A 22,411-nucleotide genomic window follows, 5' to 3' on the forward strand; every position below is an offset into this window, starting at 1 on the left:
CATCCAATCGACTGTGCCGAACAACACGCCCGTGGCATGCATGACAAAGTGAGGGGTACACGCACGCGCGTGAACGGGGAGTAGAAGGACGATGCTGTTGGAGCCGCAACCCGACGGGGAACGTACCGAGCCCGGCGCCCGACCGACGCAGGTCGGCTACGCCCTGGGCGGGGACGACGGCTGCATCGCGCAGGCCCGTCATCACGCGGCCGACTTCCTCATCCGGCTCCGGGACGAGCACGAGCTGGAGGTCTCCCCGCGCGCCATGGACCTGACCCAGCTCGTCGTCAGTGAGCTGGTCACCAACTCCCGCAAGTACGCCCCGGGTCCCGTCCTCATGGAGCTGCGCGTCTCGGGAGCGGCGGTGGAGGTCGTGGTGTGGGACAGCGACCCGGCCGTGCCCGCGGCCCGGGCCGCCGACCCCGACCGTGTCGGACAGCACGGACTGGAGATCGTCAAGGCCGTCGCCGAGGGCCTCGACATCGAGCGGCAGCCGGTCGGCAAGCGCATCACCGCCCGTATCTCCCTGACCGACACGAGGCCCTGACCGGCACGCCCCTCGCTACTCCTCGATCACCAGCCCCTTCGCCGCGAGCAGCGGCTCGAGCCCGCAGATGTCGATGACGGTCCGGCCCGCGCGGTACGCGGCGATGTAGTCCGCCTCGGTGTCGACCCGCTGCTGCGAGGCGGCGGCCACCTCGGCGGCGTCCTCACGGCGTACGACGACCACGCCGTCGGCGTCGGCCCGCATCACATCGCCGGGGCGGACGAGCACGCCGCCGACGGTGACCGGCTCGCACATCGGCCCGACGGTCTCCTTGACCGTGCCCTTGATGGAGATGCTGCGGGAGAAGACGGGGAATCCCAGGGCGCGCAGGTCCTCGGTGTCCCGCACGCCCGTGTCGGTGATCAGCCCGCCGAGCCCCTTGGACTGGCAGGCGTTGGCGAGGACGTCCCCGAAGGAGCCGGCCTCCTCGTAGGCGCCGGCGGAGACGACGATGACGTCCCCGGGGCGGGCGTAGGCGATGGCGGTCTGCAGCATCAGGTTGTCGCGGGGCGCGCACTGGACCGTGAAGGCGGGGCCGCAGAGGGACATGCGGTGGTCGACCGGCTTGAGGGTCGAGTCGAGGGCGCCCAGCCTGCCCTGGGCTTCGTGGAGGGTGGCCGAGGAGTAGGCGGCGAGGCGTTCGACGAGTTCCGGGGCGGGGCGGTCGAACTTGGTGCTGACGCGGATCATGACGGCCTCTCGGACAGAGTGGTGCAGGCGGTGGCGATGCGGGCGCAGGCCTCGGTGAGCACGTCCGTCGACGTGGCGAAGGAGATGCGGAAGTAGCCGGGCGCGCCGTACGCGGCTCCGTGGATGACCGCCACCTGCCCGCTGTCGAGGAGGTGGCGGGCGAAGTCCTCGTCGCTCTCGATCCGGCTTCCCGACGGGGTGAACTTCCCGATCGCGCCCTGGCAGTTGACCAGGAGGTAGAAGCCGCCGTCGGGGACGGTGCAGCTGAGACCGGGAATGTCGTTGATGAGCTTCACGGTGGCGTCGCGGCGTGCGCGGTAGACGCTCACGGTCTCCCGGACGAAGTCCTGCGGTCCGGTGAGGGCGGCAGCGGCGGCGGCCTGGCTCACGGAGGAGGGGCAGGAGGAGGTCTGGGACTGCAGTGTGTTGATCGCGGTCACCAGGTCCGCCGGGCCCACGCCGTAGCCGATCCGCCAGCCGGTCATCGCGTACGTCTTGGAGACGCCGTTGGTGAGGAACACCCGCTCGGCCAGACGGGGTTCGACGGCGGCGAGCGACGGGGCGTCCTCCTCGCGGTACCAGATCTCGTCGTAGATCTCGTCGGTGAGGACGCGCACCCGCGGATGGTCCAGCAACACCTGGGCGAGTGCCCGCAGTTCGGTGGGGGTGTAGGCGGAGCCGGTCGGGTTGCCGGGGGTGTTGAGGACGACCCAGCGGGTGCGGTCGGTGATGGCCGCCCCGAGCCGCTCCGGGGTGAGCTTGAAGCCGTCCGTCTCGGGGCAGTCCACGATGACCGGGGTGCCGTCGTTGGCGCGGACCATGTCCGGATAGGACACCCAGTACGGGGCGGGGACGATGACCTCGTCCCCTTCGTCCAGGGTGGCCATCAGGGCGAGGAAGATGACCTGCTTGGCTCCGCCGCCGACCGCGATCCGCGCGTCGTCGCACTCCAGCCCGTGGCGCTCGTGGAGCTTGCCGGTGATCGCGGCGCGCAGGGCCGGTGTGCCGTTCACGGGCGTGTACTTGGTCTCGCCCGCCTCGATGGCCTCGATCGCGGCGGCCTTGACGTGGTCGGGGGTGTCGAAGTCGGGCTCGCCCACGGTCAGGTCGAGGATGGTGTGGCCCTGGCTCTTCAGTTCGCGTACGCGCTGGGCGGCGGCCGTGCTGGGCGAGGGCTTGATACGGCGTACCCGCTCTGCCGTGTCCATGGGATCAGCCCTCCCTGCGCTCGAAGTTGAGGCCGCCGGGGACCTGGAAGGTGGGCAGGATCTCGATGTGGCCGATGTTGACGTGCCGGGGCGAGTCGACGGCGAACTCGATGGAGTCGGCGATGTCCTCGGGCTTGAGGGACTCGTAGCCGTCGTAGAACCGCCGCTGGGCCTCCTCCATGTCGCCGAGGAGCCGGCCGAAGATCTCCGTCTCCACGCGCCCCGGGCAGATCTCGGTGACGCGGACCCGGCGGCCGTAGCCGTCGACCCGGAGCTGGCGGGAGAGGGTGTGCACGGCGGCCTTCGTGGCGTGGTAGATGGTGTTGCCGCCGAAGTTGTAGACGCCGGCGATGGAGCTGATGTTGACGATGTGGCCGAGGTCGCGCTCGACCATGCCGGGCATGATCAGGCGCACCAGGTGCAGGACGGCCTGGATGTTGACGGCGACCTGCTCGTCCACGGCGAACTCGTCGGCGGTCAGGATGTTGCCGGTGCGTGAGACACCCGCGTTGTTGACAAGGATGTCGATGTCCAGGCCGGCCAGCTCGGCGGTGAGGGCCTCGGTGTCGGTGATGTCGACGGCGTGCGGGACGCAACCGGTGTCGCGGGCGAGGGCGTCGAGCCGTTCGGCGTTGCGCGCCACCGCGTGCACCTCGAGGCCGTGCTTGGCGAGTCGCTCGACGACCACGGCTCCGATGCCGGTCGACGCTCCGGTGACGAGGGCCGTCCTGTAGTCGGAGATGGGCATGCTGCTGTGCTCCTAGAAGTTGAGGGAAAGGGTGTTCAGGCGTCGCGCAGGGGCAGGTGGGCGCGGTCCTTCACCCGGGACACGGCGATGAGGGTGCCGAGGGCGGTGACGACGGCGTAGAAGGCCGGCATGTTGACGTTGCCCGTCTGGGCGATGAGGTAGGTCATCAGCAGCGGGGCCGTGCCGCCGAACAGCGCGGAGGAGACGTTGTAGCCCAGGCCGTAGGCGGAGTAGCGCACCCGGGTGGGGAACAGTTCGACGAGCAGGATGTGGATGACGCCGGTGTGCCCGGCGAACACGACGGCCATGACACAGGCGCCGACGACGGCGAGGGCGAGGTTGCCGGTGCCGATCAGCAGGTAACAGGGAATGCCGACGACGGCCATGGCGATCGCCGAGCCGGCGATGACCTTCTTGCGTCCGATCCGGTCGGAGAGACGGCCCATGTAGGGGATGGCGATACAGATCGCGACCAGACTGGAGGCGGTGACGAGCAGCCCCTGGACCTTGCCGAAGTCGAGCTCGCTGCTCATGAAGGTGGGCATGTAGCTGAACAGGACGTAGTACCCGGAGCCGTTCATCAGGGGGATGAACAGGGCCAGCAGCATGGCGCGGCGGTGCTCGGCGGAGGTGAACGCCTCCTTCAGGGGGTTCTTGGAGAGGCCTCCCTCTTCCTTCAGGCGGTTGAAGTTGGGCGTGTCGCTGATGCGCTTGCGGATGTAGATGCCGGTGATGCCGAGCGGCACGGCGAGCAGGAACGGTATGCGCCAGCCCCAGGACTCCATGCGCTCGTCGCCGAGTCCGCTGGTCATGCCGGCGGCGACCAGCGTGCCGGTGAGCAGGGAGAGGAAGGAGGCGATCTGCGCGTAGCTGGTGTAGAGGCCGCGCTTGCCCTCCGGGGCGTGCTCGGCGAGGAAGCTCATCGCGCCCGAGGCCTCGCCGCCGACGGAGAAGCCCTGGGCGACGCGCAGCAGGATCAGCAGGACCGGTGCGGCGATGCCGATGCTCGCGTAGGTGGGCAGCAGGCCGATGGCCGCGGTGGCGACGCTGATGAGCAGGATGACGAAGACCAGCATCCGCTGGCGTCCGATGCGGTCGCCGAGATGGCCGCAGATGATGCCGCCGAGGGGGCGGAAGAAGAAGGAGACGGCGTACCCGAGGAAGACGAGCATGACGGCGTCGTCGGAGCCGGGGAAGAAGACGGCGGCGAGCGTGCCGGCCATGAAGCCGAAGATGCCGTTGTCGTAGAGCTCGGCGAAGATGCCGACGCATCCCGCGAGGGTGACCTTCCGGGCTGTTCTCGGGTCGACGGTGTTGGGGACGGGCTGAGCGGCCATGGTGGTCATGGCGTCTCCTGTCTTGCGGCGGGCTGGGGACGAGGCGAGGGGCGTGGGGCTCCGTGCGGGCGGGCGAGGGGGGACGTTGGGGACGTGGCCGGTCGGTCAGGCCGTGTCGGGGGCGCGGATGCGCAGGGCGTCGAAGGCGGTGCGGACGCGGGTGCGCAGGGCGTCGACGGCGCCCCGCTGGGCGCGGTGGGCGGTGACCGCCTGGTCGAGGGTGCGGTGCCGGAAGCGGATGGTCTGCCCGGGGCGCACCTGCCCGAGGGAGGACAGGCCGGTGGCGGTGACGACGGCCAGGACGGGGTAGCCGGCCGTGACGCCGCGGCCGCGGTGCAGCACGAGAAGTTCGTCGCCCGCCGGCACTTCGACGGCGCCGATGGGGACCCCGCGGGAGAGGATCTCGCCCTGGGTGACGCGGCGGGGCACCTCGCCCTGCAGTCGCAGGCCGATGTGGTTGCTGCGCGGGCTGACGGTGAAGGGAGCCTCGAACAGCCGGCTTGCGGTGTCGCCGAACTCGGCCCGGTCGGGGCCGTCGGTGACGTCGATCGTCCAACTGGTGGGGAACGGGGGGACGGGAGCGTGCAGACGGAACAGCGGGATCCGTGAGTAGGGGTGGTCCAGGGGCGGGCAGGCCGCGCGCAGCACGAGTTCGTCGCCGGCGCGCAGGGCGGGGCCGAAGCCCAGGATGGTGTCGGGGGCGCAGCTGCCCTGAAGGTAGTCGGCCTCGAACGAGCCGAGCACGGCCAGGTAGACGCGCAGTCCCCGTCGGATGCCGGAGACACGGAGGGTCTCGCCCGCGCACACGGAGACCGGTTCCCACTGGGAGCGGGCACTGCCGTCGACGGTCACGTCGGCGGGGGCGCCGGTGACGGCGACGAGGATGTCGGCGGAGGGCACGCACGCGAAGTCGAAGGCCGTGATCTCCAGCAGGGGGGCGCGGTCGTCGTTGCCGCACAGGACGTTGGCGACGCGCGCCGAGTGCTGGTCGGCGGCTCCCCCGGCGGGCAGACCGTAGCGGGAGCGGCCGACCCGGCCGAGGTCCTGCACGGTGGCGATGCCCGGGGTGCGGATCGTGAGGGTGTCAGCCATGGCAGGCCGCCAGGGAGGTGCCGGCGTGGTCGTCCCACTCGTCGGGGGTGATGGGGACGAAGCGGAAGGTGTCCCCGGGCCGGTAGGCGGTGATCGGGTCACTGTGCAGGTCGAGGACGCGCACGGGGGTGCGTCCGAGGAGCGGCCAGCCGCCGGGCGAGGGCATCGGGCAGATGACGGCCTGCCGCCCGGCGACGGCGACCGCGCCCGGGTCGACGTGGGTGCGGGGCGACGCCAGCCTCGGCACGGGTTTCGGGAAGGGCGGGCCGTCCGTCATCGGTGCTCCGGCGGGCGCTCCGAGGCAGCGCACGGTGAGGTCGCTCCCGGAGTGCAGGGCGACGACCTCGCTCTCGGTCAGGCCGAGCTGGCGGGCGACCTCGGGCAGGTCGGGCCCGTGCTCGCCGCCGTAGACGACGGGTACGACGAAGCGTCGGGGCGGCGCTGCCGGTGCGGGGTCCGGTCCGAGGCGGGCGGCCTCGTGCGCCACGATCCGCCGGACGGTGTCGTGGTCGGTGCCGGTGGAGTCGAACTCCACGAGCAGGGCGTCGTAGGTGGGCACCACGTCGTGGACTCCGGGGAGCCGGACGGCGTCCAGGGCGTCAGCCAAGGCGTGGACGAGCCGCCAGGCGTCCTCGGCGTCCAGGCCAACGGCCCTCGCGGTCAGGGCGGAGTCGCCGCAGTCCGTGATCGTGATGTTGGCGTTCATGTCAGGAGCCCGTCCCGCTCAGCACCTTGTCGAGCGAGGTGATCTCGACACCGGCGGCGAGGAGTTCGCGGCGGATGCGGCCGGCCAGGGCGATCGCGCCGGGGCTGTCGCCGTGCAGCAGGACGGTGTCGCAGGCGACCGGGATGTCCTTGCCCCCGGCGCTGCGGATGACTCCCTCGGTGACCATGCGCAGGGTCCGCCGGGCCACCTCGTCCGGGTCGTGGACGACCGCTCCGGGCTCCGAGCGGGGGACGAGGGTGCCGTCGTCGCGGTAGGCGCGGTCGGCGATGCCGACGATGCCCACGCGCAGTCCGCGGGCCCGGGCGGCATCGGCGAGTTCGCCGTCCTGCGCGAGGACGATCAGCGACTCGTCGAGGGAGGCGACGGCGTCCACGACGGCGCGGGCGTAGTCGGCGCGGACGGCGACCAGGTTGCCCAGGCGTCCGTGCGGGGCGACGTGCTGCACCCGGGTGCCGTGCGCGACAGCGAAGGCCTGGAGGGCGCCGATCTGGTACAGCACGTCGGTGCGGACCTCCTCGGGCGTGAGGTCCATGGCGCGGCGGCCGAAGCCGACCAGGTCGGGAAAGCTCGGGTGGGCGCCCACGGCGACCCGGTTCTCCACGCAGGTCCGGACGGTGGCGTCCATGATGCGCGGATCACCGGCGTGGAATCCGCAGGCGACATTGGCGGATGTCAGCATTTCCAGGAGCGCTTCGTCGTCGCCCATTGTGTAGGCGCCGAATCCCTCGCCGAGATCGGCGACGAGATCAACCATGGGGGTCATGAAGTCCTCCGGGAGAATATGGGGAAGGACAATGCGAGGAGGGGAATGCCATCACGTGGTGGTGATTTCCCGAGAACCATCCGGGCTGGATGTTCCGCTCAACTTAATCCCCTGCTCGCTCGACCGCCAATATGCGTTCGATCTGGCGTTATCGCGAACCGTTATGACCTGCCTCACACCCCAGGCCCCTCTCGGGGGTGTGCTGGGAGGTGGCCCCTCCCTACGATGAGGCTCCGCTCCCCGTGGAAGGCCCCGCATGGACACCAGGCGTCTGTACTCGTTCATCAAGATCATTGACGCGGGGAGCATCACGCGCGCGGCGGACATCCTGCACATCGCGCAGCCCGCGCTCAGCCAGCAGTTGTCCGCGCTGGAGGCGCAGTTCGGGCAGCAGTTGCTGATCCGCAGCAAACGCGGGGTGGCCCCGACCGAGGCGGGCCGGGCGCTGTACCGGCACGCCCAGCTGATCCTGAGGCAGGTGGACCTCGCGCACGCCGCCGTGGAGGTCTCCGGCCGGGCTCCCGCCGGCAGCGTGTCCGTGGGTCTCGCGCCGTACAGCCTGGGCGCGGCGCTCGCGCTGCCGCTGCTGAAGAGCGTGCGTGAGCGCTATCCGGACATCCTGCTGCACATCAACGAGAACTTCGGCGGTGTGATCAGCGAGGCCATCATGACCGGGCGGATGGACATGGCGTTCATCTACGGGGCCGGCCCGCTGCGGGGTGTGCAGTTCGAGCCGTTGCGGACGGAGGACCTGTTCCTGATCGGCGCGCCCGGGGACACGGCCCCGCACAAGGCGGGTGAAGTGGATCTGGACGAGCTCAAGGACGTGCCGCTGCTGCTGCCCAGCCGTATCCACACGATCCGGCAGGTGGTGGACGCGGCTTTCCAGCAGGCCTCGCTCCTGCCGAACGTGGCGGGCGAGGTCGAGTCGGCGCTGACGCTCGTCAACGCCGTGGACGCGGGCCTCGGCGCCACCGTCCTGCCCTGGTCGGCCGCGCGGGCCATTCTCGATGTCCGCTCATTGTCGGTGCGGCGCATCGTGCATCCCGTGATCCAGGTGAAGCTGTCCCTGGTGACCTCGGACAACCAACCCCTCTCGGAACCCGCCCTGGCGGTGCACGATCTGTTCCTGGAACTCATCACGGCCTTTGACGAGACACCGCACGAAGGATAAGGAAACGCAATAGCGTCACACGGAACCTCTATTTGTTTCCGGTGGCAGTCGCGGCTAGCTTTCTGCGAAAATCGCTGCCCTGGAGACATGAATGAAGAAGCGTGTGCTCACCACCCGTGAAAACCTGCCCGGCAACGGCCTGGACCGTTTGGCCGGGGCAGCGGAATTGGTGGCGTGGCCGGGCGACGGCAAGCCCGGCCCCTCGGACCTCGCGGCGCTCGCTCCCGGAGTCAGCGCCGTCCTCGCTCTGGGCAACGACCCGGTGGACGGCGCGCTGATGGACGCCGCCGGCCCCTCCCTGCGGGTCGTCGCGCTGGCGAGCATGGGCTTCGACAACGTCGACCGGAACGCCGCCGCCGAGCGCGGCATCGTCGTCACGCACACCCCACGGGTGCTCGCGGAGACCACCGCCGACCTCACCTTCGCCCTGATCCTCGCCGCCCGCCGACGGATCGGCGCCGCCGGAGCGAGCCTGGCGTCGGGCTCCTGGGGTCTGTTCCGGATGCACGACTACCTCGGCCTGGACATCCACGGAGCCACCCTCGGTCTGGTCGGCTACGGCCAGATCGGCCGCGCGGTGGCCCGCCGGGCCCACGGATTCGGCATGCGCGTGATCCACCACGACCCCTACGCGCCCGACGACGACCTCTCCACCTCGGTCGATCTGGCCACGCTGCTCGCCGAGTCCGACGTCGTGTCGCTGCACGTGCCGCTCACCGAGGAGACACGGCATCTGATCTCGGCCCCCGAACTGGCCGCGATGAAGCCCACGGCCACGCTGGTCAGCACCGCCCGCGGCGGTGTCGTAGACGAGGAGGCCCTGCTGCACGCCGTCCGTGAGGGGCGGCTGCACTCCGCCGGACTCGACGTCTTCGAACGCGAGCCGATGGGACCGGAGTTGTCTCCGCTGGTCGCCGAGCCCAACGTGGTCACGCTCCCCCACATCGGCTCGGCCACCGAAGCCACCCGGGCCGCCATGGTCGATCTGGCGGTGGACAACATCCTCGACGTCCTGGCCGAACGCCCCGCGCGGACGCCGCTGCCGGGCAGCCTGGCGGTGCCGTCCTCGACGGAGGCGGCATCACGCTGAGCGGAATCCTCACGCCTCCGGACCGCTCACACCGGCTCTGAGGATCACGCCCGGCCCGGCCGATGTCGTGACCGTTGCGCGTCCAGGGCCGCGATGGCGACATGCAACTGCGCCCGGCAGTCGCCGGATTCGAGGTCCGCACGCAGGATGTCCTCGATGAGGTGCAGGCGTTGGTAGAGCGCCTGGCGTGACAGGTGGCTGCGCCGGGCCGCGATCGACTTGTTACCGGCGGAGGCGAGGTAGTGGCGCAGGGTGGTCAGCAGGTCCGTGCCGTGGTCCTGGTCGTGGGCGAGCAGCGCGGACAGTTGGCGTTCGGCGTAGGCCTGGATCCGGGGGTCGTCGCGCAGGGAGTAGAAGAGCTGGGGCAGGCCGATGTCGGCGATGGTGTGGACGGCCGCCGGGCCGACGGGCGGCACGGCGTCGGCGACCTGTTCCGCCTCGGCGGCGGAGCGGGCCACCTCGGACAGTTCGCCCACCTCGGCACCGACGTAGACGGGTGCGCCGGCGAGTTCGCTGATGTCGGTGGCCAGCGGACGCCAGCCGCCCGGCTCCCGGTAGGCCAGGAGCAACCCGATGCCGCGCTCGCCCAGGTCTCCCACGAGGGCGCTGCCCTCCAGCCGTGCGCGCAGCTTGTCGAGGAGGGCGTCGCGGTCGGCGGCGCAGACCAGCACGACGGCGAGTCTGCGCCCATGGGTGGGCACGCCGAGCGCGGTGATCTTCGTCCGGGTGTCGCGCCAGGACAGGTGCCGCTGCTCCAGGACGTCGAGCAGCGCGTCCCGTTGGGCCTGTTCCTCCCAGCGCGTCTCATGGGTGAGCCGGGACAGGGTGAGGGCGATGGCCGCCCGCTCCAGGACCATCACATGGTCGGTGTGGAACCGCTGCTCGGCGGTGCATCCGGGGAGCATGGCCAGTCGTCCCCAGCGCTGTCCGCGGAACTCCACGGAGGTGACCAGCCAGCCCTCCTGGCCGCACACCTCGGTGCGTTCGGTGGGCGAGGGAGTGGCCCGGGAGCGCTCCTCCCACCGGTTGAGCGCGTCCTCCACCATGGCTTCGCCGGGCGCGCAGATCAGGGCCTGGTGGGCCAGGTTCTCCAGGACGACGGCCCGGCCGGTCATCGTGGCGGCGGCCCGGACGACCTCGTCGGCGCCGGCTCCGCGCAGGGAGAGCGCGGTAAAGGTGTCGTGGACGTGCTGCGCGGCCCGGAGGGTGCGGACCTGGCCGGTCAGGATCATCGCGTGCACTTCCTGGGTGACGTCGACGAACTTGATCCCGCGCTGCAGCACGATCAGCGGCACGCCCCGCGCCCGGCACGCGGCGACCAGTTCATACGGCGCTTCCTGGAAGCGGCGGCCGAGTTCCAGCACCAGGGCGGCGGCACCGATGTCCGCGAATTCGGCGGCCCACTCCTCCAGCCGGTTGGGGAAGCCGAACCCGGTGGTCAGCACCAGCTCGCCGCCCCGCAGGGCCGACGCCGGGTGCTCCCACTCGGTGACATGCACCCAGCGCACGGGCCGGTCCAGCCGGTCCTGCCCCGCGAGGACCTTCGGCAGTCCGCGGACCAGCACCGGAAGGGCCAGTACCTCGGCCACCGTCACTGTCCCGCCGTCGCTCACCCTGACAACTTGCATGCTTTCGAGCCACCACGCAATGGGTCACGGCTGCCGGACCGGCACGGCCTCGGTCTTGGTCGTGGAGGTGAGGGGGCGGTCCTTCGTCTCCGGGGCCAGGGCCAGTGAGACCACCAGGCCGACGAGGGTGATGCCCGCTCCGATCAGCAGCGTTCCTGAGTTGCCCACCCCGGCGATGAGCAGCGGCAGACAGAACGTGCCGCCGGCCGATCCGATACGGCTCATGGCGGAGGCGAAGCCGACCCCGGTCGCCCGCAGATCGGTGGGGAAGAGCTCACTGGGATAGAGGAACTGCAGGGCGCTTCCGGCTGCCTCGGCGAAGTGGAAGACCAGGAACAGCACGATGATCGGCAGGGCGAGGTGCAGCGGCAGCACCGCGAGACAGAACAGCGAGACGAAGATCGCGACGAAGCTGCCGATCAGCAGCGGCCTCCTGCCGACCCGGTTGACCAGGAACAGTCCGGTCGACACGCCCAGGATCGGGATGAGCATCATGACGGCCGCGCTGGTCGTGGCGTTGCCGACGCCCATCGACGTGAGGATCTGCGGCTGGAAGGTCCGGATCGCGTAGCCCGTCGCCACCTGGCACAGGAAGAACGTCGAGCAGAACACCACCTGTTTCGTGTAGCCGCGGCGGAACACCTCGCCGATGTTGCCCAGGCCCGAGCCGGTGCGCCGGGGCACCCTGCTCTCCTCGACGAGTTCGTCGACCCGGACGTCGGGTCCGATGTAGCGCCGTACGATCGCGGTCGCCTCGTCCACCCGGCCCCGGCTGGCCAGCCAGCGCGGTGATTCCGGGAGTCCGGCCCGCATGGCCAGGAAGATCGCCGCCGGAACCGCCCCGGAGGCCAGCATCCAGCGCCACGCGTCGTCGCCGACGCCCATCAGGGCCAGCCCGATCCAGTAGCTCGCGCCGTAGCCGATCCACCACGACAGCACCAGCCCGGACAACGCGCTGCCCCGCAGTTTCCTGGGGACCAGTTCGGCGGTGAGGGCCGAGGCGATCGGGTAGTCGGCGCCGACGGCGATCCCGATGATCAGGCGCAGGACGAAGAGCTGCCAGGCCTCGTTCACGAAGAACTGCGGGATCGACGCGGCGACGAACACCACGAGGTTGAGGACGTACATCAGCCGTCGTCCGACCCGGTCGGTGATGGCGCCGAAGACCAGCGCCCCGACGAACACCCCGATCAGGGCGGAACTGGCGAGCAGTCCTGACCACACGGAACCGAGCTGGAGCTGAGGGGTGATCTGGCTCAGCGCGATGGCGATGATGCCGAGCAGATAGCCGTCGCAGAACGGACCGCCCATCGCCACCGCGACCAGGCGTCGATGGAACCGATTGACGGGAACGTCGTCCAGGGTGGTTGTCATGGTGGAGCGCCTTTCGTCGGCAAGGGCCGGGTGCAGACACTGTGGGACAGGTCACCCGGGGCCGACAGATACAGAGTGTCAGGTGGTCCCGGGCCCGGTTGACACCTCGTTCCGTTCCTCGCCCGCCGGTATCGCGCGGCCGGTCGACTGCGGTACAGCTGGTCGCCATGGAACAGAGAACCGCGCTGGTCACGGGCGCGAACCGAGGACTGGGCGCCGCCATCGCCGAAGGCCTGGCCGGACAGGGTGTCCGCGTGTGGCGCGGCGTACGGGAGGGCGGAGGCACCGCACGCGACGTGCGGCTGGACGTACGGGACGAGAAGAGCGTCACGGCGGCGGTGCGGCGGATCCTGGACGAGGACGGGCGCATCGACATCCTCGTCAACAACGCCGGGATCACCGACGGCAAGCAGACGCCCGCGACGGCGGACCTCGGTGTGGCGGCCCACGTCTGGGACACCAATGTCCTCGGTGCCTGGCGGTGTGCCCAGGCGGTCGTCCCGGGCATGGTCGCCGCAGGTTACGGACGCATCGTCAACATCGGCAGCACGCTGGGCTCGCTCGCCCTCATGGACCGCCCGACCGAACCCGGCTACCGCGTCTCCAAGGCCGGGCTGAACGCGCTGACCCGGCTGCTGGCGGCGGAGCTCGCCGGCACCGGGGTGCTGGTCAACGCCGCCTCGCCCGGCTGGGTGCGCACCGACATGAGCCCGACCGCGACACGCGGCCCGGCCGAGGGGGCCGACACTCCCGTCTGGCTGGCGACCCTGCCCGACGACGGCCCCACAGGCGGCTTCTTCCGGGACCGGGAACCACTCGCCTGGTGAGCCGTAGGCGCTGCTCAGCTGGCGCGTTGGGCCGCCGGTCCGCGATCACGCGACGTCGTGTCAACCGGAACGGCGATGCGCTGACAGTCTGTTCCTGTCTCCCCCACGCTCCCTCGGTTCACAGTGAAGACAAACGTCCCGCCGCCCTCGCGGCACGACACTGAGGAACGCCCATGGCTCCGAGGCCCGTCGTCTCCTTCGACTGCTACCGCACCCTGATCGACTTCGACCTCAACCGCGCCACCCTGCCCATCGTCCGGGACCGCCTCGACGAGGTCGGCGTCGACCACGAGGTCTTCCTCGACAACCTGCGCGTCATGCGCTTCCAGGGCGTCGTCCAGCCCTACCGCCGCTACCGCGAGATCGTGCGGGACAGCCTCGAGAACTGCATGCTGCTGCACGGCATCGAGTACCGCGACGAGGACTACGAGCAACTGATCGCCGCCGCCGAGCGGTTCCCGGTCTTCCCCGACGTCCCCGACGCGCTGCGCACGCTCAAGGAGCGCTACGACATCGCCATCCTCACCAACAGCGACGACGATCTGATCCCGTACCACCTGGAGACCATCGGCGTCCCCTTCGACCATGTGGTCACCGCCCAGCAGGCAGGCGCCTACAAGCCCCGCCGCCAGGCCTTCGAGAAACTCTTCGAGGTGCTGCCGCAGAGCAGGGACCAGATCACCCATGCCGCGCAGGGCTGGGACTACGACATCATGCCCACCAAGGACCTCGGCATCGCCCGACGGGTCTGGGTGAACCGCTACGACCTCAAGGGCAGCGACGCCTACCAGCCCTACGACGAGATCCGCGACCTGTCCGAACTCCCCGCGCTGCTGGGGATGTGAGCGCCGCCATGGACGCTGTCACCACGCCCCGGGCGGATCCCGTCAACGGAAACGTCTCGTTCTGGTTCGAGGCCATCGGCGGCCGGCCCCCGCTGCGCCCCGCGCTGCCGGGCGACTCCACCGCCGATGTCTGCATCGTCGGCGCCGGGTTCACCGGACTGTGGACCGCCTACTACCTGAAGAAGGCCGACCCCTCCCTCCACATCGTCGTCCTGGAGCGGGAGTTCGCGGGCTACGGCGCCTCCGGGCGCAACGGCGGCTGGGCCTCCGGGCTGCTCGCCGGGTCCCGGGACAGGTTCGCGGAGCTGTACGGCGTCGACGCGACCAAGGCGCAGCAGCGCATGATGCACGAGGCCGTGGACGAGATCGTCGCCGTCGGCGCGGCCGAGGGCATCGAGGCCGATGTCGTCAAGGGCGGCACCCTCCGCATCGCCTGCTCCCCGTCGCAGGTGCGGCGGCTGACCTCCGGCGTCACCGAGGACCACAAGTGGGGCGTCGCCGAGTCCCGGCTGCTGGACGACGGCGAACTGCGTGAGCGCCTGCGCATCCCGGAAGCGCTCAAGGCCGCCTACACCCCGCACTGCGCCCGGATGCAGCCCGCCCGCTACGTCCGGGGCCTGGCCGACGTCGTCGAGTCCCTCGGCGTCACGATCCGGGAGTCGACGGCCGTCACCCGGATCGAGAGCGGCACGGCGCACACCGACCGGGGTGTCGTCCGGGCTCCCGTCATCCTGCGGGCGACCGAGGGCTACACCGCGTCCCTGGCCGGGGAGCGGCGCACCTGGCTCCCCATGAACAGCTCGATGATCGTCACCGAGCCCCTGCCGGAGTCCGTGTGGGACGAGATCGGCTGGAGCGGGGGCGAGACCCTCGGCGACAAGTGCTACTCCCATATGTACGGCCAGCGCACGGCCGACGGCCGGATCGCCATCGGCGGACGGGGCATCCCCTACCGCTTCGGCTCGGCCACCGACCGCGACGGCGCCACGCAGGAGGCGACGATCCGGTCCCTCACGTCGATCCTGCACCGCAGGTTCCCCGCCACGCGCGGCCACCGGGTGGAACACGCCTGGTGCGGCGTCCTCGGCGTGCCCCGGGACTGGTGCTCCAGCGCGGTCTTCGACCCGGCCACCGGACTCGGGCATGCCGGCGGGTACGTCGGCCAGGGCCTCACCACCACCAACCTGGCCGGCCGCACCCTGCGCGATCTGGTCCTCGGCCACGACACCGAACTCACCCGGCTTCCCTGGGTGGGCCACACCTCACGACGGTGGGAGGTCGAACCGCTGCGGTGGCTGGGCGTGCGGTCCATGTATCTGGCGTACAGCCGCGCCGACCGCAAGGAACTCGCCGGGAGCCGACGCGCGTCCCGGCTGGCGAGGCTGGCCGACGTGATCAGCCGACGCCCCTGACGACGCACCGGCAGCGGTCAGAGGGCCGTGAACGTCCACAGCAGATTGGTGCTGTTGCCGTAGGTCCACTGCTTGGTGACGGAGCCCGAGGGCACGGTGCCACCGCCGTCGAGGACCAGGCCGGTGGTCCGGTTGGCGATGGAGTAGCGGCCGTCGCCCCGGTGGGTGATCGTCCACTGCTGGTTGTTCCCGCCGTTCCAGACAGCCTGCCGGGCGGCGGAACCGTCGGTGGTGGCGCCCCAGCCGTCGGCGACCATGCCGTTGGCGCGGTTGACCAGCTTGTAGTAGCCGCCTCCGACCTCCAGAGCCTGCCACCGCAGATTGTCGCTGCCGTCCCAGCTCCACTGCTTGAGGTCGGACCCGGAGGCGACGTCGCCGCCGCTGTCGAGGGCCAGTCCGTCGGTGACGTTGATGACGCGGAAGTACGTCGAGGGCCTGAACTGGACCTTGAGCGAGGTGACCCGGTCGTTGCCACCCGTACCCCGCAGATCGGCGTTGTCGGCGGTGAACGTCCAGGAGCGGCCGGTGAAGTGGTCGCCGGACCAGCCGATGACCTGGTAGCCGGGGGCCAGTCGCAGGGAGGAGAGGGTGCGGGGGCCCAGTCCGGCCGCGGTCAGGTCGTCCGCGGTGTAGTCGCCGACGGGGAGCACGGCGGCGACGCCGGAGTGGTTCACCTCCCGGTAGCCGACGGCACCCGCCGACGGGCGCAGGCCGGGGATCCGGCCGGAGAACGCGAGCTTCAGGACGTACGCTTCGGCGCTGTACGGCGCCGAGGACGGCAGCGTGATCGTCAGCCCCGACGCGTCCTGCGTCCGCTTCGGCAGGTCCGTGTAGGTGCCCGCGGTGGAGCCGAGCAGCTTCACGGAGGTGAGCGACGAGAGGTCGATCCGTTCCGTGTTCAGCGTCGTGACGGTCAGTGAGCTGCCGGGCCAGCCGAGCACGGTGGCGTACAGGACGGTGTTCGCCTTGTTCCGTGTGAAGCGGATGTCCTGCGCGGTACCGGCCGTGGGCCGGGTGAAGGAGCCGCCGCCCATCTTCGTCGGCCCCTCGCCGTACGCGGTCCACGCGCGGGTCGAGTACACCGACTCCCCGAAGCGCTTCAGATGGTCTCCGATGCCCAGCAGGATGTCCTTCTGCACCTGGGGAACGGTGCCGTCGGCCTTCGGCGCGATGTTCAGCAGCATGTTGCCGTTCTTGCTGACCCGGTCGATGAAGGAGTGCAGCATCTGCCGGGTGCTGTAGTAGCCGATGTTCTGGGTGTGGCACCAGCTGTTGCTGGAGATGCTGTCGTCGGTGAGCCAGTACGGGGCGGTGAGGTCGGCCGGGCCGCCGCGCTCGTAGTCGAAGACCTCGCCCTTGCCGTTCATGCCGTCCTTGTAGGTGGCGACGACCTCGCGGCCCCAGCGGATGGCCTGGTTGTAGTAGTACGCCAGGAAGTTCAGCCGCTGCGTCTCGTCGACGGCGTCCAGCTTGAAGTCCTGCCAGAGGATGTCGGGTTCGGCCCGGTCGATGACCTCCTTGAGCTTGTCGTACCAGAGCTGGTTCTCCTCCTTCACGCTCAACTGCCCGTAGAGCTTCTTGAGGCCGGGGTCCGTCTGGGCGGGCGCGTGCTCGAAGTAGCCGTTGTAGTTGTACGCGTGGTGCATCGCCACCAGCAGCTTGATGCCCTTGGCCCGGATGGCCGTGGTGAAGATCCGCAGCAGGTCCAGCCTCGGGCCCTTGTCCACCGAGTTCCACTCGTTGACCTGGCTGTCCCACATGGAGAAGCCGTCATGATGCTCCGCCACCGGGCCGGCGAACCTGGCACCCGCGTCGACGAAGAGCTGCGCCCACTCCTCGGGGTCGAAGTTCCCGCCCTCAGACTTCAGCTTCGGCGCGAACCGCACGGTGTTGCCCGCCCGGTCTCGCGCGCCGTCGATGAAGTGGTGGAACGGCCAGGCCGACGGGTTGCCGTAGGTCGCGATGTGGTGCTTGTTGGCGTTGCTGCCGTCCGCGTACATGTTGCGCGGGTACCACTCGCTGTCGTAGGCCGGAACGCTGAAGGCGCCCCAGTGGAAGTAGACGCCGAACTTGGCGTCCTTGAACCACTCCGGGGCCGGTGGATGCCGGTCCACCGAAGCCCAGTCGGGCGTGTACCTCCGGGACGCCGCCTGCGCGCCGCCGGCACCGAACGCACCTGCGGCACCGGCCGCCGCGGCGACGCAGGTGGCACTGGCCAGGAACTGGCGTCTGTTGATCGAGGACCTCGGCATGGAGACATCCCTGGTATGAGGGGGGCAGGAGACGTTAGGCACGAAGATCGACCCTGAGTCATGGGATGTCAACGGGTTCGACGGAACGAAAAGTGTCGGCAACTCTGGCTTACCTACCGGCATTTCGGGATGAACACGACTCGCCGATCGATCAGACATGGTATGTTTCCCGGCACTATCCGGCTGGTGAGGAGTTCGCGATGTCTCTCACGGACAAGGCCATCGAGCAGATCCGCGAGCTGATCAGGACCGGCGCCCTGCCTCCCGGTTCGAAGCTCCCTCCGGAGGCGGACCTGGCCGCCCAGTTGGGCCTGTCCCGCAATCTGGCGCGCGAAGCCGTCAAGGCGCTGGCCGTCGCGCGGGTGCTGGAGGTCCGGCGGGGCGACGGCACCTATGTGACCAGCCTGCAGCCGAGCCTGCTGCTCGGAGGGCTCGGCGGTGCGGTGGAGCTGCTGCAGGGCGACTCGGCCGCGCTTCAGGACCTCATGGAGGTACGGCGGCTCCTCGAACCGGTCGCCACGGCGCTGGCCGCCACCCGGATCTCCGACGCCCAACTGGCCGAGGTGGAGCGGCACTTGGACGCCATGCGCGAGGCGCGTGACGATGTCGAACGGCTCAACGCCCACGACGCCGCCTTCCATCGCGCCGTCGTCTCGGCCACGGGCAACGAGAGTCTCCTCGCGCTGCTGGAGGGCATCTCAGGCCGCACCCTGCGTGCCCGTGTCTGGCGCGGCCTGGTCGACACCCGGGCCGCGGGCCGGACCCTCGCCGAGCACGAGGCGATCTTCAAGGCCCTGGCCGCGCGTGACGCCGCCCTCAGTCAGGCGGCGGCGCTGCTTCATGTGAGCAGCACGGAGCAGTGGCTGCGGGAGCACCTGGGCTCGGGCGCGGCTCTGCTGAACTGAGGCGGCGGTTCAGGGCGCGGGCGGCAGGTGGACCGTCATGATCAGGTCGCAGGGTTCCATGCCGGAGCCGCGGTAGGTGTGCGAGGCGTCGCCGTCGAACGTGGCGGTCTGCCCGGCTTCCAGGATGTGTTCCGTGCCGTCGACGATCAGGGTCATACGGCCCGCGGTGACGCTGACGGTTTCCACGACCCCCGCCTGGTGGGGATGGCTGGGGTACTCCTCGTCCGGCTCCAGGCGCCAGCGCCAGACCTCGACGGGGGCCGGGCCCGAGGTCGTCAGCATGAGCCGGGCCTCGCTGCCCCGCTCGCCGGTCCACAAGGGCGCCACGGCGTCCGCGGCCACGACACGGACGACACGGCCTTCGGGCGACCCCTGCATCAGGGCGGACACGGAGATGCCGAGGGTGTCGGCCAGTCGGACCAGGGTGGCCAGATTGGGGTTGCCCTGCGCCTTCTCCAGGGCGACCAGAGCACCCTTGCTCACCTGGGCCCGGCGGCCGAGTTCCTCCAGGGACAGGCCGGCCCGGGTGCGTGCCGCGCGGACGTTGTGCGCGACCGTCCGCAGGGCCGCGGCTGTCTCGACCATCTGATCTCCCTCCTGACCGTCGAACATTCCAATGCACCGTTCGGTCGTTCGGTTGACATCGGCCGGTCGTTGCGTTGTACGGTCTGGTCGTTCCACTGAATGGTAAGGGATGTGCTGTGATCGCTCTGCTGCTGGCCCTGGGCAGCTCACTCGCCTATGGCTGCGCCGACTTCCTCGGCGGCCTCGGAGCCCGCAAGGCCCATGTGCTGCGTACCGTGATGATCGCGGCTCCGGCCTCTCTGGTGGTCGAACTGCTGCTGTGGCCGGTGCTCGGCGCCTCGTTCGGCGTCGGCGCCCTCGGCTGGGGCGCCGCGTCCGGGGTCGCCTCGGCCGCCGCGTTCGTCCTGCTCTACCGCACGCTGGCGATCGGCCCCATGAATGTGCTGTCGCCCGTCACCGCACTGGTGTCCGCCGCACTGCCCGTCGGGGTGGGCCTGCTGCAGGGTGAACACCTAGCCGTCGCCGGACTGGTGGGCCTACCGCTCGCTCTGGTCACGGTCGTCCTGGTCAGCGCCGGACACGGCGCCGGGGCGGCGTGCCCCTCACGTACGGCGCTGCTGCTGGCCTTCGGCGCCGGCGCCACCATCGCCCTCCAGCTGATCTTCCTGCACCGGGCGCCGTCCGACAGCGGGGTGGCCCCGTTGATCGTCGGCCGGGCGGTGTCCTCGGGCGTCACCCTGGCCGCGGCGGGAGTGCTGTACCGCAGGCTGGGCCCGGAGCGTCCCGCGTACGCGATGTCCGCGTGCGCCGGTGTGCTCGACTCGGTGGCGAACCTGCTGTTCCTGCTCGCCGAGCGCGTCCACCGCGGCCAGCTCGTGGGCCTGGGCACCGCCGCCGTCGCCGTCAGCCTCCTCGCGCTGACTTGAACGGCCCCGAAGTCCCCCACACAACCGGCCGACGACGCTAGGAGACCACCATGTTCACTCAGCCCTGGGACGCCGCCCTCGACGCGGCCGAATGGCAGCGCTGGATCGCCGAGGGACACGACTTCGGGCAGCTGAGCGTCAACGGCCTGCCCGGCCACCCGCCCGCCGCAGTGCCCACCCACTTCACCGTCGACGGCTCCTGTCTCCTGATCCACCTCGCCCGGCCCAACCCGGTGTGGAAGGCGATCGAGCACGATCCGAACGTCCTGTTCACCGTCCTCGGCGACTACGCCTTCGTCCCCGGCCCCTGGCGCGCCGGGCCCAACACCCCGCCCACCGACGGCGTCCCCACCAGTTACTACACCGCCGTCCAGTTCACCTGCCGCGCCCGGATCGTCGACGACCCCGAGGCCAAGGCCGAGCTGCTGCGCCGCCAGCTGGCCCACTTCCAGCCGGACGGCGACCACGCCCCCGTCGCCGTCGACCGGCCGCCCTACGGCCGGATGCTCCCCGGCATCCGCGGCCTGCGCCTGGACGTCAGCGACGTGGTCGCCAAGTTCAAGTACGACGACCACAAGCCCGCCGAGCACCGCACCGCCGTCGCCGACCACCTCACGACACGCGCCCAAGGCCTCGATCTGCCCGCCGCACGGCAGCAGCGCCGCCGTCTGGACCACGTCGGCACCTGGAAGCCCTGACCCCGCCCCCCTACGCAGGAAACGGAAGCCCGCCCATGACCTCCTTCCACCTCTCCCCCGCCGTCGCGACCGCCTTCCCCGACACCCTCATCGCCCTGGTCACCGCAACCGGCCTGCGCGGGCACGAGCCCTGGCCCCAGACCGGTGCGGTCCTGGAGGAGTTGGAGCAGCAGGTCGCCGCCGGCACCTGGCACCCGGCCGACGAGAGCGACCCGCGTATCGAGGCCTGGCACACGGCCTACCGCTCCTTCGGCACCAACCCCCGCCGTATCCGCCCCAGCGTGGACGCACTCGGCCGTCGCCTGGCGAAGAAGGGAACGCTGCCGCGTATCAATCCGGCGGTCGACTCCTACAACGCCGTCTCGGTCCGCCAGGGGCTGCCCGCGGGCGCCTTCGACCTGGACCAGGTCACGGGTGACGTCAGCATCCACCACGCGGACGGCACCGAGTCCTTCACCCCGCTCGGCGAACCCGGCACCGTCGAGCACCCCAAGCCCGGCGAGATCGTCTACGCGGACGCCGCCGGGGTCCTGACGCGGCACTGGAACCACCGCGACGCCCACCGCACCCGCGTCACCGAGGACTCCACCCGCGTCGCCTTCATCCTGGAAACCCTCCACGCCGAGCGCGACGGCCATCTCCTCAAGCTCGCAGCCGACCAACTGCTCGACCTGCTCGCCCCGCACGCCACCCGGACCGCCGGGTCCTACCTCACCCCGGCCCGGCCCCGGGTCACCGTCTGAGGTCCCCCGACTCAGCCCGCGTCGGGTCGGTTGCCGCAGACGCAGTGCCCTTCACCCTCGGCTCCGGCCGTCTCCTCGCTCTCCCCCGGCGCCGGGCCCAACAACACCTCGATGCCCGCCCGCAGATAGCGCTCCAGCGTGGCGTCCGGCGCCGCGGCCAGGGCGGGAGGGCGGATCTCCGATCGCATCAGGCTGGTGCCGAGCATCCAGGCCGCCAGGAGTTCCGCCCGCAGATCCGCGTCGGGGCCGCCGAGCCGGGCGGCCAGGCGCTGGGAGAACACCTCCGTGAAGTCCGCCCGTAGGCGTGCCACCGCCTCGTCCCGGCCGGAGGAGCGCAGCACGGACAGCACCGGGTGCGGGAAGTCGCCCTCCCTCGGGGGGCCCATGAGCAGCGCGCAGAACCAGTCGGGTATCGCCTCGACCGGCTCGGACAGCAGCGGTTCGAATATCTTGCCCGTACCCGACACGTCGTTGAACAGCGCTTCTTTCGAGCCGAAGTAGCGGTAGACGAGCGCCGCGTCCACACCGACGTCGCCCGCGATGTCGCGCACGCTGGTGCCCTCGTAGCCGTACTTGCCGAAGCGGAAGGCCGCGGCGGCCCGCAGCGCGGTACGCGTCCCCGACGCCGAGCGTTTGTGGGCGGGCCGGCAGGCCTCCGCCCTCGACGTCTCGCCCTTGTGTGCTCCGGTCACGTACCGCACCTCCGTGGTCCACGGCCCCTCGGCCATCCGCCCATGTTCCAGTCTGCGGCGGCTGTCTCAAAGTCACCGACCGATGTCATCAATCGTTGACTTGCGTTCTCGCCCCATGACATACCTGACTCAGGTCAACGATTGGTGACTTGAGTCCTCGCTGTGTCCGGGCCGTACGACGGAGTCGGCCCTTCCAGGTCCGCCCGCG

Annotated in this window: 22 protein-coding genes; 10 read left to right on the forward strand and 12 right to left on the reverse strand. The window is 70.6% G+C overall.

What is annotated here, in order from left to right; genetic code table 11:
- The first annotated feature begins 91 nt into the window (after positions 1-91).
- Positions 92-547, forward strand: a complete 456-nt coding sequence (locus tag NNW99_RS02470) for an ATP-binding protein (protein WP_215116934.1) — start codon at positions 92-94, stop codon at positions 545-547.
- Between the two features lie 15 nt (positions 548-562).
- Here the strand turns inward: NNW99_RS02470 and NNW99_RS02475 are convergent, their stop codons facing one another.
- The 7 genes from NNW99_RS02475 to NNW99_RS02505 form a co-directional block, all read right to left on the reverse strand.
- A complete protein-coding gene (locus NNW99_RS02475; RefSeq protein ID WP_215116935.1) occupies positions 563-1,237 on the reverse strand; it encodes a 4-carboxy-4-hydroxy-2-oxoadipate aldolase/oxaloacetate decarboxylase in 675 nt (224 codons plus the stop codon).
- The gene (locus NNW99_RS02480; RefSeq protein ID WP_215116936.1) at positions 1,234-2,445 is read right to left on the reverse strand and encodes an aspartate transaminase; all 1,212 of its coding nucleotides are present in this window, start codon (positions 2,443-2,445) and stop codon (positions 1,234-1,236) included. Before NNW99_RS02480 ends, NNW99_RS02475 begins: the two co-directional genes overlap by 4 nt.
- 4 nt (positions 2,446-2,449) lie before the next feature.
- Positions 2,450-3,193 carry an SDR family oxidoreductase gene (locus tag NNW99_RS02485; RefSeq protein WP_215116937.1) on the reverse strand — a complete coding sequence of 248 codons (744 nt, stop codon included), beginning with the start codon at positions 3,191-3,193 and terminating at the stop codon, positions 2,450-2,452.
- A 35-nt stretch (positions 3,194-3,228) separates the two neighbouring features.
- Positions 3,229-4,539, reverse strand: coding sequence for an MFS transporter (locus NNW99_RS02490; RefSeq protein ID WP_215116938.1), 1,311 nt, complete (start codon positions 4,537-4,539; stop codon positions 3,229-3,231).
- A 96-nt stretch (positions 4,540-4,635) separates the two neighbouring features.
- The gene (locus tag NNW99_RS02495; protein ID WP_215116939.1) at positions 4,636-5,622 is read right to left on the reverse strand and encodes a biotin-dependent carboxyltransferase family protein; all 987 of its coding nucleotides are present in this window, start codon (positions 5,620-5,622) and stop codon (positions 4,636-4,638) included.
- The gene (locus tag NNW99_RS02500) at positions 5,615-6,328 is read right to left on the reverse strand and encodes an allophanate hydrolase subunit 1 (protein ID WP_215116940.1); all 714 of its coding nucleotides are present in this window, start codon (positions 6,326-6,328) and stop codon (positions 5,615-5,617) included. Before NNW99_RS02500 ends, NNW99_RS02495 begins: the two co-directional genes overlap by 8 nt.
- Before the next feature lies 1 nt (position 6,329).
- Positions 6,330-7,112 (reverse strand): LamB/YcsF family protein, encoded by a 783-nt coding sequence (locus NNW99_RS02505; protein WP_215116941.1) that lies wholly within the window; start codon positions 7,110-7,112, stop codon positions 6,330-6,332.
- Between the two features lie 256 nt (positions 7,113-7,368).
- Between NNW99_RS02505 and nac the strand changes: the two genes are divergently transcribed.
- Both nac and NNW99_RS02515 read left to right on the forward strand, forming a co-directional pair.
- Positions 7,369-8,286, forward strand: a complete 918-nt coding sequence (nac, locus tag NNW99_RS02510; protein ID WP_215116942.1) for a nitrogen assimilation transcriptional regulator NAC — start codon at positions 7,369-7,371, stop codon at positions 8,284-8,286.
- Between the two features lie 91 nt (positions 8,287-8,377).
- Positions 8,378-9,376: a D-glycerate dehydrogenase gene (locus NNW99_RS02515; RefSeq protein ID WP_215116943.1), complete on the forward strand. Its 999-nt coding sequence runs from the start codon at positions 8,378-8,380 to the stop codon at positions 9,374-9,376.
- 44 nt (positions 9,377-9,420) lie between these two features.
- On the opposite strand, the gene NNW99_RS02520 is transcribed toward NNW99_RS02515, so the two are convergent.
- The gene (locus NNW99_RS02520) at positions 9,421-10,989 is read right to left on the reverse strand and encodes a PucR family transcriptional regulator (protein WP_255986473.1); all 1,569 of its coding nucleotides are present in this window, start codon (positions 10,987-10,989) and stop codon (positions 9,421-9,423) included.
- A gap of 39 nt (positions 10,990-11,028) precedes the next feature.
- Entirely contained in the window at positions 11,029-12,378 is a 1,350-nt protein-coding gene (locus NNW99_RS02525) for an MFS transporter (RefSeq protein ID WP_215116945.1), read from the reverse strand.
- A 167-nt stretch (positions 12,379-12,545) separates the two neighbouring features.
- Here NNW99_RS02525 and NNW99_RS02530 point away from each other — a divergent pair, with 167 nt between their 5' ends.
- The 3 genes from NNW99_RS02530 (at position 12,546) to NNW99_RS02540 (ending at position 15,462) form a co-directional block, all read left to right on the forward strand.
- Entirely contained in the window at positions 12,546-13,205 is a 660-nt protein-coding gene (locus NNW99_RS02530) for an SDR family NAD(P)-dependent oxidoreductase (protein WP_215116946.1), read from the forward strand.
- A gap of 173 nt (positions 13,206-13,378) precedes the next feature.
- The gene (locus NNW99_RS02535) at positions 13,379-14,050 is read left to right on the forward strand and encodes an HAD-IA family hydrolase (RefSeq protein ID WP_215116947.1); all 672 of its coding nucleotides are present in this window, start codon (positions 13,379-13,381) and stop codon (positions 14,048-14,050) included.
- An 8-nt stretch (positions 14,051-14,058) separates the two neighbouring features.
- Entirely contained in the window at positions 14,059-15,462 is a 1,404-nt protein-coding gene (locus NNW99_RS02540) for an FAD-binding oxidoreductase (protein WP_215116948.1), read from the forward strand.
- 17 nt (positions 15,463-15,479) lie between these two features.
- Here the strand turns inward: NNW99_RS02540 and NNW99_RS02545 are convergent, their stop codons facing one another.
- Positions 15,480-17,714 (reverse strand): alpha-L-fucosidase, encoded by a 2,235-nt coding sequence (locus NNW99_RS02545; protein WP_215116949.1) that lies wholly within the window; start codon positions 17,712-17,714, stop codon positions 15,480-15,482.
- 200 nt (positions 17,715-17,914) lie between these two features.
- Between NNW99_RS02545 and NNW99_RS02550 the strand changes: the two genes are divergently transcribed.
- Positions 17,915-18,619: a FadR/GntR family transcriptional regulator gene (locus NNW99_RS02550; protein WP_215116950.1), complete on the forward strand. Its 705-nt coding sequence runs from the start codon at positions 17,915-17,917 to the stop codon at positions 18,617-18,619.
- 9 nt (positions 18,620-18,628) lie between these two features.
- Here NNW99_RS02550 and NNW99_RS02555 read toward each other — a convergent pair whose 3' ends face one another.
- Positions 18,629-19,204, reverse strand: a complete 576-nt coding sequence (locus tag NNW99_RS02555) for a helix-turn-helix domain-containing protein (RefSeq protein WP_215116951.1) — start codon at positions 19,202-19,204, stop codon at positions 18,629-18,631.
- Positions 19,205-19,320: 116 nt separating this feature from the next.
- Here NNW99_RS02555 and NNW99_RS02560 point away from each other — a divergent pair, with 116 nt between their 5' ends.
- Genes NNW99_RS02560 through NNW99_RS02570 form a run of 3 tightly spaced genes read left to right on the forward strand, consistent with a single transcriptional unit; the run spans position 19,321 to position 21,511 of the window.
- A complete protein-coding gene (locus NNW99_RS02560; protein ID WP_215116952.1) occupies positions 19,321-20,070 on the forward strand; it encodes an EamA family transporter in 750 nt (249 codons plus the stop codon).
- 50 nt (positions 20,071-20,120) lie between these two features.
- Positions 20,121-20,768: an FMN-binding negative transcriptional regulator gene (locus tag NNW99_RS02565; protein WP_215116953.1), complete on the forward strand. Its 648-nt coding sequence runs from the start codon at positions 20,121-20,123 to the stop codon at positions 20,766-20,768.
- 35 nt (positions 20,769-20,803) lie between these two features.
- Entirely contained in the window at positions 20,804-21,511 is a 708-nt protein-coding gene (locus NNW99_RS02570; RefSeq protein WP_215116954.1) for a B3/4 domain-containing protein, read from the forward strand.
- A gap of 11 nt (positions 21,512-21,522) precedes the next feature.
- Here NNW99_RS02570 and NNW99_RS02575 read toward each other — a convergent pair whose 3' ends face one another.
- The gene (locus NNW99_RS02575) at positions 21,523-22,203 is read right to left on the reverse strand and encodes a TetR family transcriptional regulator (RefSeq protein WP_251057682.1); all 681 of its coding nucleotides are present in this window, start codon (positions 22,201-22,203) and stop codon (positions 21,523-21,525) included.
- Positions 22,204-22,411: the final 208 nt, after the last annotated feature.

The sequence above is a fragment of the Streptomyces sp. CRCS-T-1 genome (genome assembly GCF_024442335.1).
In the GTDB taxonomy this organism is placed as follows: Bacteria; Actinomycetota; Actinomycetes; order Streptomycetales; family Streptomycetaceae; genus Streptomyces; species Streptomyces koelreuteriae.

Coding starts and splice junctions, on each gene's coding strand:
- NNW99_RS02540 (WP_215116948.1), top strand. CDS start 14,059: ATGGACGCTGTCACCACGCCCCGGGCGGATCCCGTCAACGGAAACGTC.
- NNW99_RS02555 (WP_215116951.1), bottom strand. CDS start 19,204: ATGGTCGAGACAGCCGCGGCCCTGCGGACGGTCGCGCACAACGTCCGC.
- NNW99_RS02495 (WP_215116939.1), bottom strand. CDS start 5,622: ATGGCTGACACCCTCACGATCCGCACCCCGGGCATCGCCACCGTGCAG.
- NNW99_RS02545 (WP_215116949.1), bottom strand. CDS start 17,714: ATGCCGAGGTCCTCGATCAACAGACGCCAGTTCCTGGCCAGTGCCACC.
- NNW99_RS02570 (WP_215116954.1), top strand. CDS start 20,804: ATGACCTCCTTCCACCTCTCCCCCGCCGTCGCGACCGCCTTCCCCGAC.
- nac (WP_215116942.1), top strand. CDS start 7,369: ATGGACACCAGGCGTCTGTACTCGTTCATCAAGATCATTGACGCGGGG.
- NNW99_RS02490 (WP_215116938.1), bottom strand. CDS start 4,539: ATGACCACCATGGCCGCTCAGCCCGTCCCCAACACCGTCGACCCGAGA.
- NNW99_RS02500 (WP_215116940.1), bottom strand. CDS start 6,328: ATGAACGCCAACATCACGATCACGGACTGCGGCGACTCCGCCCTGACC.
- NNW99_RS02470 (WP_215116934.1), top strand. CDS start 92: ATGCTGTTGGAGCCGCAACCCGACGGGGAACGTACCGAGCCCGGCGCC.
- NNW99_RS02515 (WP_215116943.1), top strand. CDS start 8,378: ATGAAGAAGCGTGTGCTCACCACCCGTGAAAACCTGCCCGGCAACGGC.
- NNW99_RS02480 (WP_215116936.1), bottom strand. CDS start 2,445: ATGGACACGGCAGAGCGGGTACGCCGTATCAAGCCCTCGCCCAGCACG.
- NNW99_RS02505 (WP_215116941.1), bottom strand. CDS start 7,112: ATGACCCCCATGGTTGATCTCGTCGCCGATCTCGGCGAGGGATTCGGC.
- NNW99_RS02535 (WP_215116947.1), top strand. CDS start 13,379: ATGGCTCCGAGGCCCGTCGTCTCCTTCGACTGCTACCGCACCCTGATC.
- NNW99_RS02475 (WP_215116935.1), bottom strand. CDS start 1,237: ATGATCCGCGTCAGCACCAAGTTCGACCGCCCCGCCCCGGAACTCGTC.
- NNW99_RS02485 (WP_215116937.1), bottom strand. CDS start 3,193: ATGCCCATCTCCGACTACAGGACGGCCCTCGTCACCGGAGCGTCGACC.
- NNW99_RS02530 (WP_215116946.1), top strand. CDS start 12,546: ATGGAACAGAGAACCGCGCTGGTCACGGGCGCGAACCGAGGACTGGGC.
- NNW99_RS02525 (WP_215116945.1), bottom strand. CDS start 12,378: ATGACAACCACCCTGGACGACGTTCCCGTCAATCGGTTCCATCGACGC.
- NNW99_RS02550 (WP_215116950.1), top strand. CDS start 17,915: ATGTCTCTCACGGACAAGGCCATCGAGCAGATCCGCGAGCTGATCAGG.
- NNW99_RS02565 (WP_215116953.1), top strand. CDS start 20,121: ATGTTCACTCAGCCCTGGGACGCCGCCCTCGACGCGGCCGAATGGCAG.